Source organism: Halomonas sp. TG39a, assembly GCF_000744395.1.
Taxonomy (GTDB): domain Bacteria; phylum Pseudomonadota; class Gammaproteobacteria; order Pseudomonadales; family Halomonadaceae; genus Vreelandella; species Vreelandella ventosae_B.
On the sequence record NZ_JQLV01000002.1, the window covers coordinates 705,786 to 729,347 of the forward strand.

The window sequence follows — 23,562 nt, forward strand, 5'->3', positions numbered from 1 at the left end:
AAGAACCGTTACGCCCTGCTTTTACGTTCACTGTTAAGCGAGTCTACCGCTATGTCTGATGCTGCCTCTTTACTGATTGTTGAGGATGAACCGAAGATTGCCCGCCTAATGACGGACTACTTAACCACTCATGGTTTTGAGGTGACGACCTTAGGCCATGGCGATGAGGTAATGCCGTGGCTGGAGCAACACTCCCCCGCTTTGGTGCTGCTCGATATCATGCTACCAGGCAAAGATGGCCTCACCCTAAGCCGGGAAATTCGTCAAAAGTGGCCGACCATTGCGATCATTATGGTCACCGCCAAGGTAGAAGAGGTGGATCGCTTGCTGGGGCTAGAGCTGGGTGCCGATGACTACATCTGCAAGCCATTCAGCCCCCGGGAAGTAGTCGCCCGGGTGAAGGCGGTGCTGCGCCGCAGCCAAGCAGTCGCCGATGCCCCAACCAAGGTGCAAAACGCCCCTGTGGTATTAAACGAAGACGGCTGGCAAGCGCTCGCCCACGGGCAGGATTTAGGCCTAACGGCGGTGGAGTTCCAGCTATTGCGGGTGATGATGCAGGCCCCAGGCCGAATTTTCAGCCGTGAACAGTTAATGGATCATATGTATCGCGACAACCGCATCGTTTCAGAGCGCACCGTGGACAGCCATATTAAAAAGCTGCGCAAGAAAATCCACGAAGCGCTTCCGGAGCTGGAGATCATCCGTTCTGTCTATGGCGTAGGGTATAAGTACCAGCCGGAGGGATAACAACAGGACTGCTTATGAAGGCGCTTGTAGTAGAAGACAACGTTAATTTAGCCAACTCTATTGCAGCCACACTTAGCGAGGCTGCCTTTAGCATTGATGTCGCCGACGATGGCAGAAAAGCACTCCATATGCTTGAACAGGGCGGATACGATCTGTTGGTGCTGGATCTCGGCCTGCCTGAATTGGATGGCATCTCCCTACTACGCAGATTACGCCATCAGCAGGATACGATCCCTGTCTTGATTATTTCGGCTCGCGACAGCCTGGATCAGCGCATACATGGTCTTGAAGTGGGTGCAGACGATTATCTATGCAAGCCTTTTTCGTTGGAAGAAGTTACTGCACGTGCCCGGGCGTTAGTGCGGCGTGCCAAGCACTTTGGCGGAGAAACGCTGCAGTGTGGGCGCTTAGAGTTTTTACCTGATGCCATGGAGCTTCGGCTTGACGGCAAACCCTTGCTGTTGCATCGCCGCGAGTTAGAAGTCATGGAGTACCTGCTGATAAACCAAAATCGCCTCGTTAATAAGGATCAAATTATTGACCGACTATCTACCTCCGATGAGTCGGTCAGCTACGCCGCAGTAGAGACTTACATCTCCCGGATTCGTAAAAAAATTGGCTACGATTTCGGCTTAAAAACGGTACGCGGCCTGGGCTATTACCTGGAAGCTAAAGACTGTGAACCTAAAGACGTGAAAGCCCCTGGCTATGAATAAACGCCAATCGATCCGCAGTCGGCTGCTTTTATGGATTGGACTGCCTTTCACCGCCCTCGCGATCTTGGCATTGATCTCTAGTCACCTGCTGCTGTCTCGCCAAATTAATGCCACCTTTGATGACCTGCTACTTAATGCAGCTCAGAGACTGGAGCGTCGAATTTACACAGCGGATGGTGAGCTACGCATCAATATGCACTATTTCAGCATCAGTACACTTGGCAGCAGAGGTGAAGGAAAAATTTTCTATCGCATTAAAGAAAATGACGGAGACATAATCGCAGGCTTTAGCGGTTTGACAGATCCACCCCAAACGTCTCAAGAGCCCATTTTTTATGATGTAGATTATGCGGGCAATGCTTTAAGAGCTGTTGCGCTCACCCTTCCGTTCCGGAGAGGAGGCGAACCGGTAGACATTGAAGTCGTCGTCGCCGAATCAAAGGAAGCCCGCCACACCCTTACCAACGACTTCATGATAACGCTCACAGGATTAATGGTCGTTACAGGATTACTAGCCATTTCAATTGCACTTTTAGCCATTCACCTTGGGTTAGCACCTCTTAACGCGGTTAGCCAAGCCTTGCGACAACGTTCACCGAATGACTTGCATGCATTGGATGATGCAGCCCCAAAAGAGATCCTGCCGCTAATCCAGAGTATTAATCACTTAATGCAGCGTATGCGGCGCAGTATTGAAAGCACTCAGCAGCTCAATGCTGATGTCTCGCATCAGCTTAGAACACCTGTCTCAGAGATTCGCGCTTTAACGGAAATGTCGCTTAAAGACTCCTCGCAATCACCCGCTCATACTAGCCTGCGAGAGATTCAACGCATCGCTGAACATGCCAGTCACACCGTTAAGCAACTGCTTAAATACGCCAAAACACGCAGTGAATTAGTTGATACGTCTCATCTCGAAAGTGTCGATTTAATCGCCATTTGCCATGACGCCTGTGCCCAGACTGCCCCTAATATTTATAAACAGAACCAAGAACTCGCCTTTGATCAGCATAAAGCTATTCCTAACATTTTAGGCGACCCCATAATGCTGCGCTGGTTAGTAACCAATTTAATCGAAAATGCCAGCGTGCATGCGGGTGGCAGCATGGCCTATAGAGGCGTTATAACCGTTGCACTAACGGCTGACACGCGCCAAGTAACGTTAACGGTTAGCGATGAGGGTACCGGCGTGGAGGAAGCGCAGCTTTCCAAATTGACGGAACGCTTTTTCCGCCACAACAAACATACGCCTGGCAGCGGATTAGGGCTGGCCATTGTAGAACAAATTGCAACGACGCACTCTGCCCGCCTGGCGTTAACAAATCGCCCCCAGGGCGGCTTTGAAGTCACGGTGACTTTCCCCGCTATTTAAGCGGCTGATTAACTATTCGCAGCATTAGCGGGGTCATAAAGATCAATAACAGTAGACGCAGTATGTGGTGAGAAACAACATAGACTGGGTCGATACCCATCACCATGGCGATCACCGCCATTTCTCCTACTCCACCAGGAATTAACGCAAGCAGGACAGCAACGAAGGCTAGTTGAGTAAAACTTGAAACCAACCATGCCATTAGCGCCGCTACCACCAACGCAAATAGGGCAAATGTAATCCCATAGCGCCCCATGCTGACTACCTGCGACCACTGAGTTCCTGAAAAACGCGAGCCTACAGAAGCCCCCAGCACCAGAAAGGCTGCAAGCACTACCCCAGTCGGCAGGGAGTAATCAAATCCAAGGTTAGCAATAATGGCCCCTGCGGCCATGGGCCCTAAAAACTCAGGCAGGGGAATTCTTAACAAGCGCGCTAACCACCAACATAGTGGTGCCAATAACAGAGGCAAGATATCGACTAAGGCTAGCGCTGATGGCGAACTGGCAAGCGCTACATCATCAACAAAAAAACTCGCCACGAAAGCCGCACCCGAGACCACGGTGACTAAGCGTAGCGAGTGAGAGATGGCGATCCAGCGTAAATCTCCATTTGCACGTTCAGCCAGCACCAGCGTTGAATTCATACTCCCTGGGTACGAGCAAAAAATAGCATTCATGCGTCCTACACTTGCTCGGTTAAAAATCCAGAATCCGCCGATCAGCATTAGTCCCATATAAACCAGCATTGCCAGCACACTGGGGTACCACAAAACCAATCCTACGAGTTCATCTGCTTGGATTCGATTCCCTATAAATAGCCCTAGCAGTGCTATGGCAGTGCGGTGTACACGCTTATCGACACCTGTTTTCACCCCCATCAGTGATAAGCCCATCACCATAAACAGAGACCCAAGCATCCAAGCCAAGGGCAATGAAAAAAGGGTGGCAAACCAGCCACCCATAAAACCCAAGCCAACGGTAATGACAGTTCTTTTCAACATTTCAAATTCTGAATTCAAGAATCATAGTTGAGCAGCCTCTTGGCGCGCTTTAAGCCGCTTCATTACAGGCTGGCTAAATAGTGAGATCAGCAGTAAGGCAAAAATAGCCAGCGTTACTGGGCGCTCAAAAACGTACGTAATGTCGCCACCACTGATTTGATAGGAGTGAAGTAGCGATTTTTCAGCCAACGATCCTAATAGCATGCCGATCACAGCGGCGGGTACGGAGTAGCCGTAGTGGCGAAATATCCAACCGATCACCGCAAACACCAGCACCGTAGCGGGCCCAGTCATATTGCCGGTTAGCCCGAAGGATCCCATTACCGCCAGCACCAACACAGAAGGAATCAAGTAGCGCATGGGCACTTTGACGATATTGGCCAAGAGAGGAATAAACAGTAAGCCGATGATCACCAGTAGAAACACCTGGGCAAAGTTAGCGAAGATAATCGCGTAAACCACATCCGTTTGTTGGCGAATAAACTGCGGGCCGCCAGTGATGTTATGCATAGCAAACGCCGCTAACATTACCGCTGTAGCGCCACCGCCGGGAATCCCTAGTGCCAGCAGTGTTGCCATCGAGCCCCCTTCGGAGCTGCTGTTAGCCGCCTCAGATGCCACGACCCCTTTCGGATTGCCTTTCCCAAATGAGTCGGGATCCCGATCACGGCGCTTAGTTTCTATGTAAGAGAGCAGGTTAGACACGGATGAGCCCACACCAGGAACCGCCCCGACCAACACCCCGATCAAACCACCCCGAATCATCACAACAGGATAGCGCATCGCCATTCTGCAACCTTCGAAGATCTCGCTCACCTTGACCTTACGGGCATCGGCGGATTCAACGATGAAGCCCTTGTTGGCCAGCTTAAATAGCTCAGAGGCCGCAAACATACCCATCATGGCAGGGATAACAGGCACGCCGTCCAACAGGTAAGTCTGCCCCATCGTACCGCGTGCCAAGCCGATTTCGCTAAACCCAATCGTCCCGACTAACAGGCCAACAAACCCTGCAATCAAGCCTTTAAGCACCTGTTCGCCTTTTAAGCTCGCGATCAGCGTCATCCCCCAGAGAATCACTACAAACATCTCTGCTGGCCCCAATCTCAGCACCATGTAGGAAAGCGGCTGTATCATAAAGAACAGCACCACGTAGCCCATCAGCGCGCCAATCACCGAGGAGGCTAACGCGACACCTAACGCCTGGTTATGCTGCCCCTTCCGCGCCATGGGGTAACCATCAAACGCGGTAGCGATTGCCGAAGAGGTACCCGGAATATTCATCAGAATGGCTGGGATACCGGCACCAAATGAGCCGCCAGTAAAAATAGCGGTAAGGAACAACATGGCTTGAATAAAGTCCATGTACATGGTCATCGGCAGGAAAATGGCCATAGCCATTGATATCTGCAGGCCTGGCGTTGCGCCAAAAATAAGCCCCAGTACGATACCCGGCACTACCACCAACCAAGGGCCAAAATTAGAAAAAAGCAGATCAAAACTCTGCCCTACTGCGCCAAAATCAATCATGGTATCTCCTCAGCTTGGAAGCAGCAGCAGTGTCATCGGGTACGGCAGCATCTGCGAGAAAAAGAACGCGACACTCAGCCCAAAAACGACGCTATAACCACCTACCAACAACCAATTGCGCTCCCCCTTAAGGATCAGGAAAAGCGCCAGAAACGCTACGGTGGCAATATCAAAGCCTATCGCTTCAAGCGACATTACATAGGCGGCGAAGAGACCCACAACAGGTAATGTTTTATGCAGCGGTTCTTCTTCAGAGGAGCGAAACAGCGAGCCGTGTTTAATACGCAGGATCAACTCGAGTGCAATAATCGCTAACACGATAACGGCAAGTGGCAATATAAGCAGCAGGTTTTGCGGTGTGGCGGATACGCGAATGGCGTCTAATAAATACCATAGTGTAAAGCCAGCCAGACCCATGAGAACGATAAAGTCCCCATAGTCACGTTTACATTCAGACATGGTAAAACCCCATACTGGCCCCTCATTAATGTGAGGGGCCAGCTATCATGGAAGGACTAGTTCGAAAAAACTGTTCGGAAAAACCTGGTCGTGAAAATTAGTTAAGCAGGTGAGCGTATTTTTCAAACACCTGATAGTTTTCGCGCATCAGCTCGTTGGAGCGCTCTGGGCCTACCCAAACGCCGCCCATTTCGTTGCGCTCAAGCTGCTCTTGAACATCTTTGCGGGCAAGCGCACTTTGAATAGCCGAGGAGATCTTCTCGAAACGCTCAGGATGCTGGCGCTCCATTTCACTGGTCACTGCAAAGCCGCGCATTGAGCCCTGAAGAACGGGCACCTCAAGATTCATCGGCGCCAGCGCTTCATTGATTGGGAGTGCATCCCACTGCTCAATGCGCTCATCACTTACGATCGCCAACGGGGTTAAGAACTCACGGATTCCCTCACTGCCCTGGGCACTAATAGAGACGAAATCCACCTGCCCACCCGCTACCGCTGAACGGGCTTCGCCACCGCTGTTATAGGTCACCAAGTTGAGGTTATCTTGGGGAATACCTGCTTCATCAAGTAGCAAGCGCACCATTAAGTGACCAGCAGAGCCTTGAACCACCGCACCGCGTACTTGACCCTCTTCTTCGCGGATCGCTTCAAGCAGGCTTGGCAGGTCTTCATAACCGCTGTCTTTATTTGCAGCGATTAGATCCAAATCAAACCACTGGAAGTTGATATAAGAAAAGTCGTCGACACTAAACTCTGCATCACCAGTCAGGATCGAGTTGGTTAAGTAAGGAGCAAACGTCGAGGCATAGACGGTATAACCATCATCAGGCACGTTAAGGACGTAATTAGAAGCAACCTGAGTGCCCGCACCGGGGCGATTAGTTACTTGTACCGGCACACCTAGCTCTTCGGAAATAGGCCCTGACATCATGCGGGTCATACGATCCGCGCTTCCGCCGGTGCCAAAACCTACCACCATGTTGAGCGGTCGAGAGGGAAAGTCGTCAGCTACAGCAGGAAGCGCCATTGATAGAGAGGCAATGGCGGCCGTTGCCCCTACCAATATCGATTTGATATTAAACGATAAGGAAGCACTGGAAGTGTTAAGCATAGCGTGGCTCTCTTTTTATAGGTTTGTTTGGTTTTCGCACAGGTATCTCGCTGTGAGCTTAGAACGCTACTCCCCGAAACTGTCACCAACCTTGCATAAAGTAAGAACGCAACTAAAGTCTAGTCCTCACTAACTACCTGCCGATTGAACAACGCGATGCCTGCATCAATGGCTGTGCAGAAAAAGATCGCTATCAATATTCCACTGACTTTCAGGTTATCTAGGTGTTTCTTAGCGTAAGCTAAAGTATTGGTTCGGACTGTCGATAGTACTATTAGCCTGCTTAGAACCTATTTCCCTAAGCAGGCCTGCGTAGTCGCTGTTGCGCCTGCTTAAAATAGCCTTTAACACTATCGAGAGATTGCCATGACCATCTCTTTACCTACCGGGAGTGCCCCTTTAGACGCACATCCTTTACGTAGTGAGCCGTCAAATGCCCAGCAAGTAACAACAACATCGGTCTCTTCCAAAGCCGCAACGACGGATTCCAATACCAGCATTCACTTGGATCTTTCGCCCGTGGCTAGAGGCATAGCCTCAGCTTCAGAAAAGGCTGGTAACACACAGGAAGCGAAGAACACTAAAATCGATGAAAGCGATCTCCCACAGGAGGTCAAAGAGTTACTAAAGCGAGTTGCTGAATATAGAGAAAAATTAAGGGAGAAACAGCAGGAACTGGAAGATGTTATGCGCGACCAGTCCCTAAACGATGAACAACGACAAGCAAAACTTGACGCCCTGCAACAGGAAATCAGTAGCCTCAATAATTCGCTTCAAGAGGCTATGAGCCAACTAAGCAAACTCGTCACTCAGATGGATCTTGATGATGACGCTGTTGTCGGAATGATGTCATTGGCCATGTCTTGATGACGTATAGGCGTTAAGGATTGACCTGCCGATTGAGAAACGCGATGCCCGCATCTATGGCGCCGCCACGCAGCAGGAAGCTAGTAATGTGGCCGCGCCAGCGCTGCAGGTAAAGCTCGCTCTCTATATTGTTGTCCTGCAGGGCTTTATAAAAGTCCGTAGCGTGATCGACCGGCACTAGTTGATCCCAATTGCCGTGGAACAGAAAAAAAGGCGGCGCCTTCGGGGTAATTTGCCGCGCGGGTGAGGCTAAGCGATATGCTTCGTTTTCTTCAGCGCGGGTACCGCCGATAAAGTCGACCACTAAGCGCCCATCATCAAATTTGAGCAAATCACTGGGTAGCCCGCCAGCCAATACCGCGGCTAAACGGCTCTGCTCGCCGCCGTAGGGTTCGGCCAGCGGCCCTTCTGCTCCCGCCACCGCCAGCAAGCTCACCAAATGCGCACCGGATGAAAACCCAACGCCTACAATTCGGTTTGTATCCACTTGCCACTCATCCGCATTAGCGTGAATCCAGGTCATCGCCTGCTGCAAATCATGCAACTGGCTAGGGAAGCGATACTCCGGCGCAAAACGGTACTCAATATTCACCGCCACGTAGCCTTGCCCCGCCAACTGCTCGGCGATGCCCTGCATATCTTCCGGCGTTCGATTGCGCCAGCCACCACCGTGTACCACCAAGGCGGCTGGTCGCAGCCCGTCACTTAAATTATTAGGCAGGTAAACGTCCGCCGTTAACGCCTGGGGCCACTCGTCTGGCGTGTAGGTTGCTGGCGGAATGCGTGTAAAGGGCTGGGGTTCGTGCAGTTGACTACCTTCAATGGCAGGGTCATCACCTTGGCTAACGTGCTGGACAGCGCTACAGCCACTTAGCAATAAGGCAACCGCCCCTAGGCCAGTAACTCGGCGTAGGGTGGTAAGTGCTCCATGCTGTTGCCACTCGCGAATTAGCTTGGTACGCGACATTATGTTTCTCCTGGATTAATAGGTGACCCCTCACCTACCCACTACGACCTGCAACAAGCCAATAAGATCATGATTGTTGCACACTATCTGCAAACGGTTTGCACGCCGCCTAGTGATACTGGCATCGTCAACTCACCAGGAGAGAACTATGAACGTTTCAAGTGCTAAGAAAATGTCAATTCGCCAACTGTTTGCCCCTGCCCTGCTGGCTATCGCCATTATGCCATTAGCGTTTGCCGCTCAAGCGCATAGCCACGGTGACCATGAAGGCCAAGGCCCTGATCGCGAGCGTATGGAAGAACGCATGGAGGAGCGTCGCCAAGAGGTGTACGAGCGTGCTGATATCTCAGCTGAAAAACAGGCCGAGCTCAACGAGGCACACGCCGAACATCGTGAAGCCATGCAGTCACTGCGCGAAGAACACCACGAGCGTGTAGCTGAAATTCTCACCGAAGAAGAGCAAGAAGCACTGCGCAACGCCATGCAAGAAGCCCATGAAGAGTATCGTGGCAAGCATGGCAAAGGTGGCCACCACGATGATCATAGAGACGAGCATGCCGATAGCGAATAAACGCGGGTAAATCGTCAAAAGTAGAGCCAACGCCCGGTATCCCCGGGCGTTTTTGTATCTATGCGTTCGTCACCACACTGCTAGCTTCACGCTAATTCAACCCAAATAGAGGAGGTTAACTTGAAGGGGGGCGCTTAATCGCGTATTTTATTTGAACGTTCATTCAAAATAAAATCATCTTTCAACAACAGGAGTCCGCCTGCATGGCGAAAGACAACCCCATCCTCCCCTCCCGCGACCGCCTCAACCCCGTGGTTTTCCACGGCAGTGTGGCGGGTATCATCATTTTTTTGGTGCTCACCATGCTGTTCACCGAACAAGCAGGTGCCTTTTTTGATGCCGGCCTTGCTTGGGTAAGCAAAACCTTTGGCTGGTACTACATGCTCGCCATTGTGGCGTATCTGGTCTTTGTCATTGCGATTGGTATGTCACGCTTTGGCAGCATCCGCTTGGGGCCCGATCACTCACGACCTGAGTTTTCGCTGCTCTCCTGGTCTGCCATGCTGTTTGCCGCGGGTATCGGTATCGACCTGCTATTTTTCAGTGTTGCCGAGCCGGTTGCCCACTATTTGGCACCGCCGGATTTAACCCCGGAAAGCCAGGCAGCGATGCGTAACGCCGTCGTTCAAACCTATCTGCACTGGGGGCTCTCCGGCTGGGGGCTGTACGTGTTGATGGGTATGGCGTTGGCCTACTTTAGCTACCGCCACCGCCTGCCGCTAGCGATCCGCAGCGCGCTCTACCCAATTCTGGGCAAGCGTATCCACGGCCCCATTGGTAACGCTGTCGACATTACTGCGGTGATCTCCACCGTGTTCGGCATCGCCACCAGCCTGGGTATTGGGGTGATGCAGCTCAATTACGGCCTCACCTATATGTTCGGCGTGCCGGAAACGCTCACCGTGCAGGTGATTTTGATTGTCTTGGTGGTCGTACTGGCAACGATTTCTGTGGTAACCGGCGTTGAGAAAGGCATTCGTCGCCTCTCTGAGTTCAACATGCTGTTGGCATTGGCGCTGATGCTGTTCGTGCTCTTCTCCGGCGACACGCTGGTTTTGCTGGATAAGGTGGTCAATAACGCAGGTGATTATCTGTCTGGGTTTGTCGGTGCCAGCTTTGACACCTACGCGTTTGCCGATGAAGGCGCCCAAGAGTGGAAGATGTGGTGGACGATCTTCTTCTGGGGCTGGTGGATTGCCTGGACACCGTTTGTGGGTCTGTTCCTGGCGCGTATCTCCCGCGGCCGCACCATTCGTGAATTTGTCGCAGGCGCCTTGTTTATTCCGCTCGCCTTTATGATGGTGTGGATGTCGGTATTTGGTAACAGCGGTATTGAGCTGGTCGCCAACCAAGGTGTTGCCGAGCTGGGTGAGCAGGCCCTTAACACCCCGCAAACCACGCTCTACACACTGCTTGAGTACTATCCCTATGTAGGTCTTACCGCCGCGGTCGTCACCGTGCTGGGCATCGTATTCTTTATCACCTCTGCGGATTCGGGTGCGCTGGTATTGGCCAACTTCACCTCGATTTTGAGCGATGTGAACCACGATGCGCCGGTTAAATTACGTATTTTCTGGTCGGCGGTGATCGGCTTGATCACCATTGCCCTGCTCATGGCCGGTGGCTTGAACGCGCTGCAGAGCGCTGTGGTGATCACCGCACTGCCCTTCTCGCTGGTTATTTTCGCGGTGATGGTGGGCATGTATAAAGCCCTGAAACTTGAAGGTAGCAAAGCCGATGCCCGCCGCATGATTGCCGGAGGCGCCCCAGGCGGAGACTGGAAGGAGCGTTTGGATCGCGCCCTGGATACCTCTAATCGTGCAGGTGCCGCTGCGACGATTGAGCACTCCATTCGCCCAGCGATGACGCAGTTTGCTCAGGAGCTTGAAAGCCGAGGCCAAACCGCCAATGTGACCGAAGAACACGTTGAGGGCGAATCTCTACCTAACCTGATGCTCCAGGTCGACTTCGGCGAAGCTACCAGCTTTGTCTATCAGGTGTGCCCGCACCGCATGCGTACACCAAGCTTCATCCCCGCCGATGATGACTTCTATGTACGTCTGGACGTCTACCTAGCAGAAGGTGGTCAAGATAAAGACCTTAACGGTTACACCCGTGGTCAGGTAATTGGAGATCTGGTGGCTGAGTATGAACGCCATCTGCACTTCCTCACCTTGGCCGGTCAGCAGATGGGCCATGTGCAGGCGATGCCTGGCACTATCGGCGAGCCCCCTGAAGATTCCCAAATGTAACGGCGCTAGCATTTAAGCGAAAAAACAATCCCGGCCACGTGCCGGGATTTTTTGTGCGCAAACGACTCCGCGACTAACGCCTTGTTGTGCAAATTTCAGCGCAGGCGTAGCGTAATGACTTGTTTTCCCTATTCTTAGGAGACTGGCCCCATGTCCCGTGCCCATCGCTCTTCGGCTTACGTTTTCCCGCTGCCTGGCAGTGCGCTAGTAAGCACTTGGCGTGAAGGGTATACGCTGGCCAAATTAAAGCGCGATGTTATGGCGGGACTGACGATTGGTGTGGTGGCGGTACCGCTTTCCATGGCACTGGCAATCGCCACCGGCGTGCCACCCCAGCACGGGCTTTATACTGCCATCGTAGCGGGCGCGGTGATCGCCTTAACCGGCGGTTCACGGTTTAATATCTCGGGCCCCACCGCCGCCTTCGTGGTCATTCTTTTTCCTATTGTGGCCAATCACGGTCTGGGTGGGCTGCTGATTGCCACGCTCATGGCGGGTGCTATCTTGGTCGCGCTGGGACTTTCGCGGTTGGGCAGTCTGATTCAGTACGTCCCTTACCCGGTGATTCTTGGCTTTACGGCGGGCATTGGCGTGGTGATTGCGCTGTTGCAACTACCTGACTTTCTTGGTTTATCCGGGGTCGAGCTTGGCGACAGCACCCTGCAGAACCTAATGCTGATTGGCCAAGCGCTACCCACACTTTCACCAGCAGAGATCAGTGTTGGGCTTATCACCCTGGCGACGCTGTTAATCTGGCCCCGCCTGAATACGCCTGTACCTGCCCCGCTGGTAGGTTTGGCGGTGGGCACGGTGGTGGCTGCGCTATTGCTGATGAGTGGTGTTGAAGTCGATACCATCGCTTCACGGTTTAGCTGGGAGTTCGAAGGTGAGAGCGGCAGTGGAATCCCCCCCTTTGCGCCTAGCTTCACCGCGCCGTGGCATTTTCCCGGCGCAGATGGCACCCCACTTGAGATCAACTTTGCACTGATTCAGGCGCTGCTTGGCCCGGCATTGGCGATTGCACTACTGGCGGCGATTGAATCGCTGCTGTGTGCCGTAGTGGCGGATGGCCTAACCCGCACCCGCCATGACCCTAACGCCGAACTGATTGGCCAGGGGCTGGGCAATATGGTGGTGCCCTTCTTTGGCGGCATTACCGCCACCGCGGCCCTGGCCCGCACGGCGACCAATATCAAAAGCGGTGCCTGTTCACCTGTCGCCGCGGTGGTGCATTCGCTGGTGGTATTACTTGCCGTGGTCGCGCTAGCGGGTGTGCTGGGATATGTGCCCATGGCCGCCTTAGCCGCCCTGCTGTTTATCATTGCCTGGAACATGAGCGAGGCTCGCCACTTTGTACATACGCTGAAAAGCGCGCCCGTCAGCGATGTATCAGTGCTGGTGATCTGCTTTGCCCTCACGGTAATTTTTGACATGGTGATCGCGGTGGCCGTCGGTATTGGCCTTGCGGCGGCGCTATTTATCCGCCGTATGGCACAGCTAACCCATACCCAGCGTTTAGACACACCCGATTCCGGCCAACACTTCCCCGCCGAAGTAGCGCTCTACAAAATCAGTGGCCCGCTCTTTTTCGGTGCGGCAGAAAAGGCTATTGCCACGCTGCGGGTGATTGATCACGGCGTTCGGATTGTCGTTTTGGATATGCGCGATGTGCCCAGCCTGGACACCACCGCCATGGTGGCGCTGGACAGCCTGCGCCGGGAACTGGGTGAGCAAGACGTAGGCGTTATATTTGTTGGACTGCCGCCGCGTATGGCGCTGAAAATTAAACGCGCGGGCATTAAGCGCGAAGCGGGTAAGTTAGCGGTCGTCAGCAACCTTGCCCACGCCGAGCGCATGTCGCAACGTTGGTTGGGCTGGCGGGATCAGGATAGCAGCAAGGTGACGGCGGGGACTTAATAGCGGCGATGTAATGGCAACGGTGGCATTAGAAAGGGGAGTTGCCTCCCCCGGTTGCTTATATAGCCAGCTTTCAGCTCGCCATATCAAGCACAATACGGCCTTCTATCTTGCCGTCGATCATGCGCTGGAAAATGTCGTTGATATTGTCCAGCGTATCGGTTGCTACCGTCGCTTTGACCTTGCCTTCGGCGGCAAAATCCAGCGCCTCCTGCAAATCACTCCGCGTGCCGACGATAGAGCCACGAATGGTAATACCGTTGAGCACCGTGCTGAAGATCGGCAGCGGGAAGTCGCCGGGCGGTAAGCCATTGAGCACCAACGTTCCGCCGCGGCGTAGCATATTCTGCGCCTGATCAAACGCCTTCGGCGATACCGCTGTGACCAAGGCACCGTGAGCGCCACCGATGGTTTTCTTCAAGTACGCCGCCGGGTCGGTGTTCATGGCGTTAACCGTTACCGTAGCGCCTAAGCGCTCGGCCAGGGCTAGCTTTCCATCATCGATATCCACCGCGGCAACATTCAGCCCCATGGCTTTGGCGTACTGCACCGCCATATGGCCCAGACCACCAATGCCCGAAATCACCACCCACTGGCCGGGGCGGGTATCGGTCATTTTCAAGCCTTTATAAACCGTCACTCCCGCACACAGCACCGGAGCTATTTCAATGAAGTCGATGGCATCCGGCAGGCGCCCAACATAGCCCGCATCCGCTAAGGTGTAGTCGGCAAACCCACCGTTAACGCTGTAGCCGGTATTTTGCTGAGACTCACACAGGGTTTCCCAACCGCCCAAACAGTGCTCGCAGTAGCCACAGGCCGAGTAGAGCCAGGGTACGCCGATACGATCCCCCTCTTTGACATGGGTGACACCTGCACCCACCGCCACGATATGCCCAACGCCTTCATGGCCGGGAATAAATGGCGGCGAGGGTTTCACCGGCCAATCGCCGTGGGCGGCGTGTAAATCGGTATGGCAAACCCCAGAGGCCGCCACTTTCATCAACACTTCGCCCTGCTTAGGGCGAGGTACGTCGACTTCTTCTATGACCAACGGCTGGCCAAACTCACGAACGACCGCCGCGCGCATTGTGCTATCCATGATGCAACTCCTAATAGTTTTCGATACGGCCATTTAAAAACGGCTCTTATCGGTAGAGTCAGCGTCAGGGGGACTGACAATACCGCCCGGCGAATACCGGGCGGTGTGGCTAGCAGAACGCTTAGAAGAAGCCCAGCGGGTTGATATCGTAGCTGACCAGCAGGTTTTTGGTTTGCTGGTAGTGCTCAAGGGCAACTTTATGGGTTTCGCGGCCAACGCCGGATTTCTTATAGCCACCGAAAGCCGCGTGGGCCGGATACTGGTGGTAGCAGTTAGTCCAGACACGCCCGGCTTGAATGCCGCGGCCCATGCGGAAAGCGACGTTCATGTCGCGGCTCCACACGCCTGCGCCCAGGCCAAACTCGGTGTCGTTGGCAATCGCCAGCGCTTCCTCTTCGTCTTTGAACGTGGTCACCGCCACCACCGGGCCAAAGATTTCCTCCTGGAAGACGCGCATCTGGTTATTGCCCTTCAACAGCGTGGGCTGAATGTAGTAACCGCTGTTAAGGCTGTCGTCCATGGTCTCTTTATTGCCGCCAGTGAGGAACTCCGCGCCTTCGTCGCGAGCGACATCCATGTACGACATGATCTTGTCGAACTGCTCTTGGGAAGCCTGAGCCCCTACCTGCACATCGGTATCCAGTGGATTACCGCGCTTGATGGTTTTCGTGCGTTCGATCACCTTGGCCATGAACTCTTCGTACATGCTCTCTTGGATCAGCGCGCGAGACGGGCAGGTACACACTTCACCCTGGTTAAAGAACGCCAGTACCAAGCCCTCTACCGCTTTATCAATAAACGTCGGTTCGGCGTTCATAATATCAGCGAAGTAGATATTGGGAGATTTACCGCCCAGCTCTACGGTGGAGGGGATAATATTTTCCGCCGCGCATTTCAGAATATGCGAGCCAACGGGGGTAGAGCCGGTAAAGGCGATTTTGGCGATGCGTTTGCTGCTGGCCAATGCCTGACCCGCTTCGGCGCCAAAGCCGTTGACGATATTAAGCACGCCCGGAGGTAGCAGGTCGCCAATCAATTCGACGACTTTCAAAATCGATGCTGGGGTTTGCTCGGCAGGTTTGAGCACCACGCAGTTACCCGCCGCCAGTGCCGGTGCCAACTTCCAAACCGCCATTAGAATCGGGAAGTTCCAGGGGATAATCTGGCCCACTACGCCCAGCGGCTCGTGGAAGTGATAAGAAACCGTGTTGGCATCGATATCCGCCGCCGTGCCTTCCTGCGAGCGTAAGCAGCCCGCAAAGTAGCGGAAGTGGTCAACGGCGAGAGGTAGATCCGCATTGAGGGTTTCGCGTACCGCTTTACCGTTATCCCACGTTTCCGCGACGGCAAGCATTTCCAGATTTTGCTCAATGCGGTCGGCAATTTTCAGCAAAATATTGCTGCGCTCTTGGACGGAGGTTTTCCCCCAGGCAGGTGCCGCTTTGTGGGCTGCGTCCAACGCTTTATCGATATCTTCTGCCGTGGAGCGGGGGATTTCGCAAAACACATGCCCATTGACGGGGCTAATATTGTCGAAGTACTGGCCTTTCACCGGGGCGACAAACTCGCCACCGATATAGTTGCCATAGCGTTTTTCAAATGACACCAAAGAGCCGGTATCACCAGGGTTGGCGTAGATCATTGTCGTGCTCCTGAGTATTATGATTATTTAGGTGCATTGACAGTGTTGTTCACTAAAGCAAATGGCGATATAGCCCGATGGCAGGATTAGCCCTCATCCCTTGGTAGGAGACGCCATGTATTCTCTGTTGGTGGCGGATGACCATCCGCTGTTCCGCGACGCACTACAAACCGTGATTAGCGGGGGCTTGGCAGGCAGCCAGTTATTGGAAGCGGAGAGCCTCGCTGACGCCATAGCGCTAATTGAAGCGAACACCGAGTTAGATCTACTGCTGCTGGATTTAAGCCTGCCGGATGCAGAAGGGCTAGACGGTTTAACACGGCTGCGCGAGAAATTTCCCTCGCTGCCGGTGGCGATCGTATCTGCGCATCAGGAGCGCCAGCTGGTACTCGATGCGATTACCTTGGGCGCGGTGGGCTATATCCCTAAATCCACCCCCCGGGAAGCGCTGCTGGCCGCGTTAACACAGATTCTTGAGGGTCAGCTCTACCTGCCGCCCGATGTGATGCGCCGCCCAGCGCCGCGCGCTGTTTTGGCACAACCCACCACCCAGACTTCGTCGTCCAGTGAGCGCTTAGCACGCTTAACCGATAAGCAGTTAGAGGTATTGGCGTGCATGACGACAGGCATGTCGAACAAGCATATTGCCCGGGAACTATTGATTGCCGAAACCACCGTTAAAACCCATGTCTCGGCGATTTTACGTAAGCTGAATGCCACGAGCCGGGTTCACGCGATCGTTATTGCGGGCGAAGAGGACCTAAGCTTTCACCGGGCCAACCGCACTCGTTAGACTGCGCCATTAGGCTTTATTGAGTAGCGTGCCAAGCAGCATGCGCAGCCGCAGGGGCTTTAAGGGTTTGAGCAAGCAGTGCATGCCGGCTTCACGGGTGGCACGCTTAATCTCCGCTTCGTGATTGGCCGTAATCACCACCGCAGCCAGGCCGGGATAGCGCCGCTGCAAGCGTGCGGCCAGCTCAATACCGGTTTCGCGGTGCTCGCCCAAATGATAATCCACCAGTAATACCGCCGGGCGTTCACCGTCACTGGCGGCTTCCAACGCACTTACCGTGGCGGCAGCCCGCACCCGGCAGCCCCAACTGCCCAGCAGCGCTTGCATGCCTTCTATAATCGCCAGGTCGTCATCAATCACCCAAATGACGCAGCCGCTCAACGCCTCCTCGTCAGCCTCAGGCAGTATCGCGCTACGCGTGTTGCTCACTGCGGGAACCGTTGCCGTTGCGTAGGGCACGGTAATCGAAAATAGCGCACCCACGCCGGGGCGAGAGGCCAGCGATATCGGCTGCTCCAGCATGATGCTGATACGATCGACGATGGCCAGCCCCAGCCCCAAGCCACGGCTGTGGGCACTGTTAGGCTGATTAGCGCGCCGAAACTCGAGAAAGATGGCTTCGCGCTGCTGCTCGGGAATGCCGGGGCCGGTATCGCCCACCATAATTTCCAGGCCGTCCCGCCTGCGTCGACAGCCCAGCAGCACACGGCCCTGGTCGGTGTAACGCACTGCGTTGCTTAAGAAGTTGCGAACCACCCGCGCAAGCAGCGCCAGATCGGACTCAACCACCGCGCTGGAAGGCACATAGTGAAGCGCCAGTCCCCGCACCCCGGCCACTTGGCGATACTCTTCGGCTAGCGCATCGAGCAGCGTGCTCACCGCAAAAGGCGCTTTATCAGCGTGTAGCACACCTGCGTCCAAGCGCGAAATATCCACCAGTGTGCCTATCAAACCTTCGACATCTTTCAGCGAGCGGCCTATATGGCTGACTAGCATTTGCGAGGTTTCAGGCAGCGAATGGGTCTCCAAGGCGCTGGCAAACAGCCGGGCAGCGTTAAGCGGCTGCAGCAGGTCGTGGCTGACCGCCGCCAGGAATTTCGTTTTGGATAGGTTGGCGGCTTCAGCTTCGGCTTTCGCGGCCAGCAAGCGCGTATTAACTTGGCTCAGCTCGTCTAAGGTGCGGTGCAGCGCGTCGGTGCGCTCACGCACCTGCTCGGCAAGTAACACCGAGCGCTCAAACGCCGCATAGGGGGCCGGATCAGCACCGCCCCCGGTTTCCACCCGCTCCATCAGCGCTTGGCACACTTTACGCAGGCGGCGGTTCTCTTCCCGCAGCGCTGCCACGTCCGCCTCATCAGAGCCCTTTGCCGCTGCTGTGTGTTCAGCCGCGTCAGTGGCTGTCGTTAGCTGGAAGAGATCCAAACGCCACCCCCGTAAACGTTTGATTCACATGCATGCCGTGATGCTGCTCGCCATAGGTATTGAAGCCCACTACGCCTGCTTGGCGCAGCAGTTGTGATGCCTGATCCAGTTGTTGCAGTGCCTCAAGCTCCATGCGGCGCAAAAAACAGTCGCAGCCAATAATCATGCTCGGCGTCCCCAGCCTGGCGCTCACCCCGGCAAGCATCACTTTGAGATCATCCAACAGCGGGGTTGGCTGCATGGCCGTGAGTACAATGCCGTTTTCCACCGCACAGTAAAAACTCAAGCTACTGTCACTGTTAACACGTTGAATGGAGCGCACATAGTGCTGCCCACCGATGCGCACGGCGAGTGGGTGGCGGGCAAAAACGGCGGCGCTCAGCTGTGCAGGCGCCATACCTACCAGCTCAGCATATACCTGGGCGGCAGGTAGCCCATTGAGCTCAATCACCCGCCGCTGCTCACGGTCAGCCTCGGTCACCACCAGCTTGTGGGTCAATGGGATTAAGTGATGGGTTGAAAACACTTCAAAGGGCAGCCGGGTGTTGATCATCACCACCACCGCCGCACGCGTATGGAAGCGCCCGGCGGTGTACACATGGGTATGGCTAAGGTGATTGTCATCACCCGCCGAGCCGCCAAAACTGGGAATACGCCCTAGCGCAGCGTCTAAGGTAGCGAGCACCTGCTCTTCACGGCTGGATAGGCCATCCAGTAGGGTCAGCGCAAAGCTGTGCTCATTAATCGGCGCGATGACTTGTTGGCGACACTGCTCCAACAGTGTATCGACCAGCGGTTGAGCGTTGGCCAGCTCAAAATGCTCAAGGTCATCAATCAGCGCGGTTTCAATGGCGAACAGGCGGCGATCAAATCCGATAGCCACGATGGAGCCACGATCATAGCCTGCAGGCGTTATTTCTCCAGCTGTGGTACAGCCACTTAGTGACGTGGTGGGGAAACAGCTTTCCAGTGCATTCGCCAGGGCCGCTAAATCATACTCCGCACTGCAGAAGAACAGCACGAAGCCCAAGTGTTCGTGGCGTAAAATGTCGGCTAGCTCCGCCGCGGCCTGGTTAGCATTAGTCTGCTGGCTGGTCGCAGTGCGAATACCCTGTTCAGCCTGATAAGTGGTCACGGCTCCACCTCTCCAGTGCAGCATGCGTATGCGCCGCTGCGAGCCTTAACGTACTAAATACTTCATCAAGTTGCGTGGATGTGGACCGCTGTGTTTTGGCTAATGTCTCAAGCTGTTTTGCCAGCTCGGCAATCTTGTCGGCCCCCATGCTTAATGATTCACCACGCAGTTGATGCGCAAGCCGCGCGACTTGCTGTTCCTGCTCTGGCGTTAAGGGGGTTGCAGCCAAGCACGCAGCCAATTGAGCGGAGTAATCACTGACTTGCTGGTGGTAAAGCATGATCAGCTGGATCATGCTGGCTTCCCCCAGCGCTGTTTTCAGCATGCTAAGGGTGTCGCTATTAAGCAACGATTGCTCTCCAGTGAGCCCTGGGATCACCGCTAACGCCTGTAAAGGCATAGTGTCCAAGGAGGACAGTTGCAACGCCAGTACGTTACTTAATGCAGAGAGCGACAGCGGCTTGGTGACGTAATCATCCATACCCACTGCCAGGCAGCGTTGTCGGTCATCTTCGGCGCCACCGGCCGTCATGGCAACGATCGGTACACTGGCTAACCACCCGCCCTGTTCACGCAGACGCTGGGTGACCGTTAGGCCATCCATATCAGGCAACTGAATATCCATAAAGATCAGATGCACCTGCTGCGACTGAACCATGGCCAAGGCGTCATGGCCACTCTCCGCCCAGACGATATCGCACCCTAAGCGCGCCAATAAACCCATCGCGACTTTGCGGTTGACAGCGTTATCCTCTACAAGCAGCAGCGTTGTGCCGGCAAAGTCCCGCTTGGGCACTGGGGGCAGCGATGTTGCTACGGGGTCAGCGGCGATCAAGGGCAACTCGCACCAGAAGGTACTCCCCTGGCCTGGGGTACTTTTTACCCCTAAACGCCCTTGCATCGCTTCGCTTAGCCGTTTGCAAATTGCCAACCCTAACCCAGTGCCACCAAATCGACGTGCCACCGACGCGTCTGCCTGCTGAAAAGGCTCAAACAAGCGTTGTTGTTGCTGTTCGCTTAGGCCACACCCCGTGTCACTAATCTCAAAGAGTAGCTGCTCCACCGTTGAGGAGACCCGCACGCGGACTTCACCGTGGTCGGTAAATTTGATCGCATTAGCAATAAGATTTAGCAGAATTTGCCGCAGTCGGCCTGCATCGACCAGCACCCAGGTTGGCACCAGCGCATCCACATTAACCGTCAGCGCTAGCCCTTTCATTTTTGCTCGGGGCGCAAACAGCACCACCACGCTATCAATCAGCGGTTTGAGTTCTGTGGGCGATGTTTCAAGGGTTAAGTACCCTGCTTCAATTTTTGAGAAATCGAGAATTTCATTGATCATTGCCAGCAATTGATTGGCGCTATCGTGGATCGTCTGTGCGTAATCCTCCACCTGAGCGGGACTCGCTGATTCGCGTAACAGCTCGCTCATGCCGATAACGCCGTTTAGCGGCGTGCGAATTTCATGGCTGACCATGGCTAAAAAATCTGACTTGGCTTGATTCGCCGCCTGAGCCTGTTTGGCAGTGACTTCCAACTGGCGGCCAAGCTTCTCCTGATTGCGCCTTATCGCCGCACTTTCACGCATTTCGCGCACCAAAAAGGCAATCACCAGAAAGGCCGCTAAGCTCATGCCAATAATCAGGCTCATAAGTAGCTTGTAAAGCAGGCTAAGCTGGGCACGCTCTTCCGTTGCCGATTCAGCTAAATAGCCGTTAATCGCAATCACCAACCGTTCAGTTAGCCGCGTTAGCGCCTGTAGTTCATCTTCCAGCGACGCTACCGGCAACTGGTTCAGTTCGAGCGCATTGTAGGGCGTAAACATAATATCCAGCACATCAAGCTGCTGCTGGATTTGGCTCAGTAGCTCACGGGCGGTATCGATCTGTTGCAGGAGGTTGCTGACTTCACCGTCGTTAAGCAGCGTGATGCGGCTATAGAGTAACTCAAAGCGGAGATTGAGTTCCTCGTGAGCCGCAGGTGATAACGGCTCACGGGTCACTGCCAGCAAATGATTCAGTAGCTGTACCGCATCGCGATCCAGTTTATAGACAACCCATGCCGTATCTTCACGCAGACTTTGAGTAAGATTTTCCTGCCGCCACGCAGCCAGGGTGGCGACGACCAGTGCCGCAGCGAACAGCAGCACCGCGACAATGGCAACGAGCTTAAAACGAAGAGGATAACGCAGTAGGCTGGAGGCCTGCGCATTAGAAGCGCTAGAGAACATTAATATGCATAACCTGCCATACCGCTCTAAAGCGAATTTTTTCGCTTAACAGCGTTTCATCTTGATCAAAGGGATAAAGCACCCACAAAGGGCCATATTCTCGAATTGGAATCGCCTCACCATTTTTGGTCATGGCTAAGATAACATCGTGATCATTAAAATCGCTGACCGGTATTTCGGCTTCGTAGCCGTTCAGCGCGGAGACGAGCACTGCATCTGCATCATACTCCTGGCTTAATAACGCCAGTAAATCACGCATTAACGGGCCACTATAGTGACTGCTGCCCTCTGTCCAAGGCGTGCTGGTCTCAAACTCGTGCTGCGGTAATGCCGCTAACATGGCACGGTCAAACTGCGCTTCACTGCCCACGTTGGTATGGTCAATATTACCGCTGACGGTCAAGATAACGTGCCCGCTAGGCGCCTCTAAGTCATTAGCCGATTCAGCAAGCCCCGCCAGAGGAGTGCTGAACATCAGCACGACCCACCCCATTAACAACGCTTTCACAGTGAACACCTCACACAGGATTACTCTCTGGTTATACCAGCCAGGAGCAATAGAAGAAGATAGCGTAAAGACTACGCTATCTCCTTTAACAGGTCAGGGTAAATACTGTTTTTCGTCGCTATTTTTAGCAACCAGAGCGTTATTAACTGTTCACAGTTGGGTTACGTTTTAATTTTCTCGAAGGGCTCAATGCGCACAAGCTCTTCATAGGCGTGCCAGCTTGCGTGGCCTAAAACGGGCAAGATCAGCGCCAAACCGATATAGAACGTCATCACACCCACCAGAACGCACAGGGTAAGAATCACCGCCCACAACAGCATCACACGGAAATTACGTGCGACACAGCGCACGCTGGCTTCAATACCCTCCATAAAGGTTAGATCTTGATCCATCAGCGTGGGAATCGCTACAACGCTAATAGCGAAGGCACCAAAAGCCAGGATGCCGCCAGCCACCGTGCCAACCGCTAACATTCCTAAACCTTCAGAAGTGGTCAGGAGTGAGGTGTAAAGTGTAGCGGGGCTGGGGACTTCAAAGCCAAAAAACAGTGCAAAGAGAAGTGTTGCCAGGCGTATCCAGGCGAGGAAGAAGATCATCATCATTACGCCCATCATTGCCAACTGCCCGGCATGGGGTTTCCAACTGCCGAACGCATCGCCTAGGTTAGGCACCTGGCCACGCTCCAACGCCCTGCTGATGCCATAAGATCCCACTGCCACCAGTGGGCCAATAAACATAAAACCAGCAATCATGGGCAGTAGCCAGTACCAGTACCCCATGGTGAAAGCGCCTAAGGTAATAGCGATACTTAGTCCCACCCAAAACATGCCATAAGAAAGGCTTACTACTGTAGCACGGCGAAAATCCTCTACGCCTGCAGCTAACCACGCCCTGGGTCGATCCAAACCGACCTTGTTGATAGTGATTTTAACGCTGGGCAGATCCGAAGAGTGGTTTGTTTTTGTTGTAGCCTCATTCATGGCATTACTCCTGTCGTTCCTGATATAGACCCTGGATTCAGGATTTACCTCAAACGCATCAACGCGGGTTACTCGCTGACGGTATTAATGCCAACTCAATGGCTGAACATTATCTTTTAATACCCTCTTAATGTAGCTGACCAGGGCTCTTGGCGGGTGGCACTTTGAGATACGCGTACAAAAAATCCACGAAATAGCGATAAAGCGCCAATTAAATTGCTGCGTTAGCAAAATTAGA

Annotated in this window: 20 protein-coding genes; 8 read left to right on the forward strand and 12 right to left on the reverse strand. The window is 54.0% G+C overall.

All coding sequences use genetic code 11. The features are described from left to right. Positions 1–51 precede the first annotated feature (51 nt). From U738_RS21370 to U738_RS21380, 3 genes are read left to right on the forward strand one after another with little or no spacing between them, the layout of a single operon-like run. A complete protein-coding gene (locus tag U738_RS21370) occupies positions 52–747 on the forward strand; it encodes a response regulator (protein WP_009287363.1) in 696 nt (231 codons plus the stop codon). Between the two features lie 14 nt (positions 748–761). Beyond that, entirely contained in the window at positions 762–1,463 is a 702-nt protein-coding gene (locus U738_RS21375; protein WP_035585247.1) for a response regulator transcription factor, read from the forward strand. Then, a complete protein-coding gene (locus tag U738_RS21380; protein ID WP_035585249.1) occupies positions 1,456–2,835 on the forward strand; it encodes a sensor histidine kinase in 1,380 nt (459 codons plus the stop codon). The genes U738_RS21375 and U738_RS21380 overlap by 8 nt, the downstream gene beginning before the upstream one ends. Here U738_RS21380 and U738_RS21385 read toward each other — a convergent pair. From U738_RS21385 to U738_RS21400, 4 genes are all read right to left on the reverse strand, one after another. Further along, a complete protein-coding gene (locus tag U738_RS21385; protein ID WP_035585251.1) occupies positions 2,828–3,838 on the reverse strand; it encodes an AbrB family transcriptional regulator in 1,011 nt (336 codons plus the stop codon). The genes U738_RS21380 and U738_RS21385 overlap by 8 nt on opposite strands. A gap of 21 nt (positions 3,839–3,859) precedes the next feature. After that, the gene (locus U738_RS21390) at positions 3,860–5,368 is read right to left on the reverse strand and encodes a tripartite tricarboxylate transporter permease (protein ID WP_009287367.1); all 1,509 of its coding nucleotides are present in this window, start codon (positions 5,366–5,368) and stop codon (positions 3,860–3,862) included. Positions 5,369–5,377: 9 nt separating this feature from the next. After that, entirely contained in the window at positions 5,378–5,827 is a 450-nt protein-coding gene (locus U738_RS21395; protein WP_027958069.1) for a tripartite tricarboxylate transporter TctB family protein, read from the reverse strand. A 97-nt stretch (positions 5,828–5,924) separates the two neighbouring features. Beyond that, positions 5,925–6,938 carry a Bug family tripartite tricarboxylate transporter substrate binding protein gene (locus U738_RS21400; protein ID WP_009287368.1) on the reverse strand — a complete coding sequence of 338 codons (1,014 nt, stop codon included), beginning with the start codon at positions 6,936–6,938 and terminating at the stop codon, positions 5,925–5,927. A gap of 366 nt (positions 6,939–7,304) precedes the next feature. Between U738_RS21400 and U738_RS21405 the strand changes: the two genes are divergently transcribed. Further along, the gene (locus U738_RS21405; protein ID WP_035585253.1) at positions 7,305–7,805 is read left to right on the forward strand and encodes a hypothetical protein; all 501 of its coding nucleotides are present in this window, start codon (positions 7,305–7,307) and stop codon (positions 7,803–7,805) included. A 13-nt stretch (positions 7,806–7,818) separates the two neighbouring features. Here the strand turns inward: U738_RS21405 and U738_RS21410 are convergent, their stop codons facing one another. After that, the gene (locus U738_RS21410) at positions 7,819–8,772 is read right to left on the reverse strand and encodes an alpha/beta hydrolase (protein ID WP_035585255.1); all 954 of its coding nucleotides are present in this window, start codon (positions 8,770–8,772) and stop codon (positions 7,819–7,821) included. A gap of 148 nt (positions 8,773–8,920) precedes the next feature. On the opposite strand from U738_RS21410, the gene U738_RS21415 reads away from it, so the two are divergent. From U738_RS21415 to dauA, 3 genes are all read left to right on the forward strand, one after another. Then, positions 8,921–9,343: a hypothetical protein gene (locus tag U738_RS21415; protein ID WP_035585257.1), complete on the forward strand. Its 423-nt coding sequence runs from the start codon at positions 8,921–8,923 to the stop codon at positions 9,341–9,343. Positions 9,344–9,546: 203 nt separating this feature from the next. Then, positions 9,547–11,595, forward strand: coding sequence for a choline BCCT transporter BetT (gene betT / locus U738_RS21420; RefSeq protein WP_035585259.1), 2,049 nt, complete (start codon positions 9,547–9,549; stop codon positions 11,593–11,595). Between the two features lie 150 nt (positions 11,596–11,745). Then, a complete protein-coding gene (gene dauA, locus U738_RS21425) occupies positions 11,746–13,512 on the forward strand; it encodes a C4-dicarboxylic acid transporter DauA (RefSeq protein WP_035585261.1) in 1,767 nt (588 codons plus the stop codon). A gap of 73 nt (positions 13,513–13,585) precedes the next feature. On the opposite strand, the gene adhP is transcribed toward dauA, so the two are convergent. Next, positions 13,586–14,614: an alcohol dehydrogenase AdhP gene (gene adhP / locus U738_RS21430; RefSeq protein WP_035585262.1), complete on the reverse strand. Its 1,029-nt coding sequence runs from the start codon at positions 14,612–14,614 to the stop codon at positions 13,586–13,588. 121 nt (positions 14,615–14,735) lie between these two features. Continuing rightward, a complete protein-coding gene (exaC, locus tag U738_RS21435) occupies positions 14,736–16,256 on the reverse strand; it encodes an acetaldehyde dehydrogenase ExaC (RefSeq protein ID WP_035585263.1) in 1,521 nt (506 codons plus the stop codon). 115 nt (positions 16,257–16,371) lie between these two features. Here exaC and U738_RS21440 point away from each other — a divergent pair, with 115 nt between their 5' ends. Next, entirely contained in the window at positions 16,372–17,049 is a 678-nt protein-coding gene (locus U738_RS21440) for a response regulator (protein WP_035585264.1), read from the forward strand. 9 nt (positions 17,050–17,058) lie between these two features. Here U738_RS21440 and U738_RS21445 read toward each other — a convergent pair whose 3' ends face one another. The 5 genes from U738_RS21445 to U738_RS21465 all read right to left on the reverse strand — a co-directional run bounded on the left by U738_RS21445 (position 17,059) and on the right by U738_RS21465 (position 23,324). Then, positions 17,059–18,471 carry a hybrid sensor histidine kinase/response regulator gene (locus U738_RS21445; RefSeq protein WP_035585266.1) on the reverse strand — a complete coding sequence of 471 codons (1,413 nt, stop codon included), beginning with the start codon at positions 18,469–18,471 and terminating at the stop codon, positions 17,059–17,061. Continuing rightward, complete coding sequence (nosP, locus tag U738_RS21450) at positions 18,440–19,606, reverse strand: nitric oxide-sensing protein NosP (protein WP_035585268.1); 1,167 nt, start codon at positions 19,604–19,606, stop codon at positions 18,440–18,442. Before nosP ends, U738_RS21445 begins: the two co-directional genes overlap by 32 nt. Continuing rightward, the gene (locus tag U738_RS21455; RefSeq protein ID WP_035585270.1) at positions 19,587–21,836 is read right to left on the reverse strand and encodes a hybrid sensor histidine kinase/response regulator; all 2,250 of its coding nucleotides are present in this window, start codon (positions 21,834–21,836) and stop codon (positions 19,587–19,589) included. The genes nosP and U738_RS21455 overlap by 20 nt, the downstream gene beginning before the upstream one ends. Continuing rightward, the gene (locus U738_RS21460; RefSeq protein ID WP_035585272.1) at positions 21,826–22,329 is read right to left on the reverse strand and encodes a molybdopterin-dependent oxidoreductase; all 504 of its coding nucleotides are present in this window, start codon (positions 22,327–22,329) and stop codon (positions 21,826–21,828) included. The genes U738_RS21455 and U738_RS21460 overlap by 11 nt, the downstream gene beginning before the upstream one ends. 176 nt (positions 22,330–22,505) lie before the next feature. Further along, on the reverse strand, positions 22,506–23,324 hold the full coding sequence (locus U738_RS21465) for a DUF2189 domain-containing protein (protein WP_035585275.1): 819 nt from the start codon (positions 23,322–23,324) through the stop codon (positions 22,506–22,508). Positions 23,325–23,562 lie beyond the last annotated feature (238 nt).

Excerpts from the sequence above, each read along its gene's own strand:
- U738_RS21370 (WP_009287363.1), top strand. The coding sequence starts at position 52 with ATGTCTGATGCTGCCTCTTTACTGATTGTTGAGGATGAACCGAAGATT.
- U738_RS21375 (WP_035585247.1), top strand. The coding sequence starts at position 762 with ATGAAGGCGCTTGTAGTAGAAGACAACGTTAATTTAGCCAACTCTATT.
- U738_RS21380 (WP_035585249.1), top strand. The coding sequence starts at position 1,456 with ATGAATAAACGCCAATCGATCCGCAGTCGGCTGCTTTTATGGATTGGA.
- U738_RS21385 (WP_035585251.1), bottom strand. The coding sequence starts at position 3,838 with ATGTTGAAAAGAACTGTCATTACCGTTGGCTTGGGTTTTATGGGTGGC.
- U738_RS21390 (WP_009287367.1), bottom strand. The coding sequence starts at position 5,368 with ATGATTGATTTTGGCGCAGTAGGGCAGAGTTTTGATCTGCTTTTTTCT.
- U738_RS21395 (WP_027958069.1), bottom strand. The coding sequence starts at position 5,827 with ATGTCTGAATGTAAACGTGACTATGGGGACTTTATCGTTCTCATGGGT.
- U738_RS21400 (WP_009287368.1), bottom strand. The coding sequence starts at position 6,938 with ATGCTTAACACTTCCAGTGCTTCCTTATCGTTTAATATCAAATCGATA.
- U738_RS21405 (WP_035585253.1), top strand. The coding sequence starts at position 7,305 with ATGACCATCTCTTTACCTACCGGGAGTGCCCCTTTAGACGCACATCCT.
- U738_RS21410 (WP_035585255.1), bottom strand. The coding sequence starts at position 8,772 with ATGTCGCGTACCAAGCTAATTCGCGAGTGGCAACAGCATGGAGCACTT.
- U738_RS21415 (WP_035585257.1), top strand. The coding sequence starts at position 8,921 with ATGAACGTTTCAAGTGCTAAGAAAATGTCAATTCGCCAACTGTTTGCC.
- betT (WP_035585259.1), top strand. The coding sequence starts at position 9,547 with ATGGCGAAAGACAACCCCATCCTCCCCTCCCGCGACCGCCTCAACCCC.
- dauA (WP_035585261.1), top strand. The coding sequence starts at position 11,746 with ATGTCCCGTGCCCATCGCTCTTCGGCTTACGTTTTCCCGCTGCCTGGC.
- adhP (WP_035585262.1), bottom strand. The coding sequence starts at position 14,614 with ATGGATAGCACAATGCGCGCGGCGGTCGTTCGTGAGTTTGGCCAGCCG.
- exaC (WP_035585263.1), bottom strand. The coding sequence starts at position 16,256 with ATGATCTACGCCAACCCTGGTGATACCGGCTCTTTGGTGTCATTTGAA.
- U738_RS21440 (WP_035585264.1), top strand. The coding sequence starts at position 16,372 with ATGTATTCTCTGTTGGTGGCGGATGACCATCCGCTGTTCCGCGACGCA.
- U738_RS21455 (WP_035585270.1), bottom strand. The coding sequence starts at position 21,836 with ATGTTCTCTAGCGCTTCTAATGCGCAGGCCTCCAGCCTACTGCGTTAT.
- U738_RS21460 (WP_035585272.1), bottom strand. The coding sequence starts at position 22,329 with ATGGGGTGGGTCGTGCTGATGTTCAGCACTCCTCTGGCGGGGCTTGCT.
- U738_RS21465 (WP_035585275.1), bottom strand. The coding sequence starts at position 23,324 with ATGAATGAGGCTACAACAAAAACAAACCACTCTTCGGATCTGCCCAGC.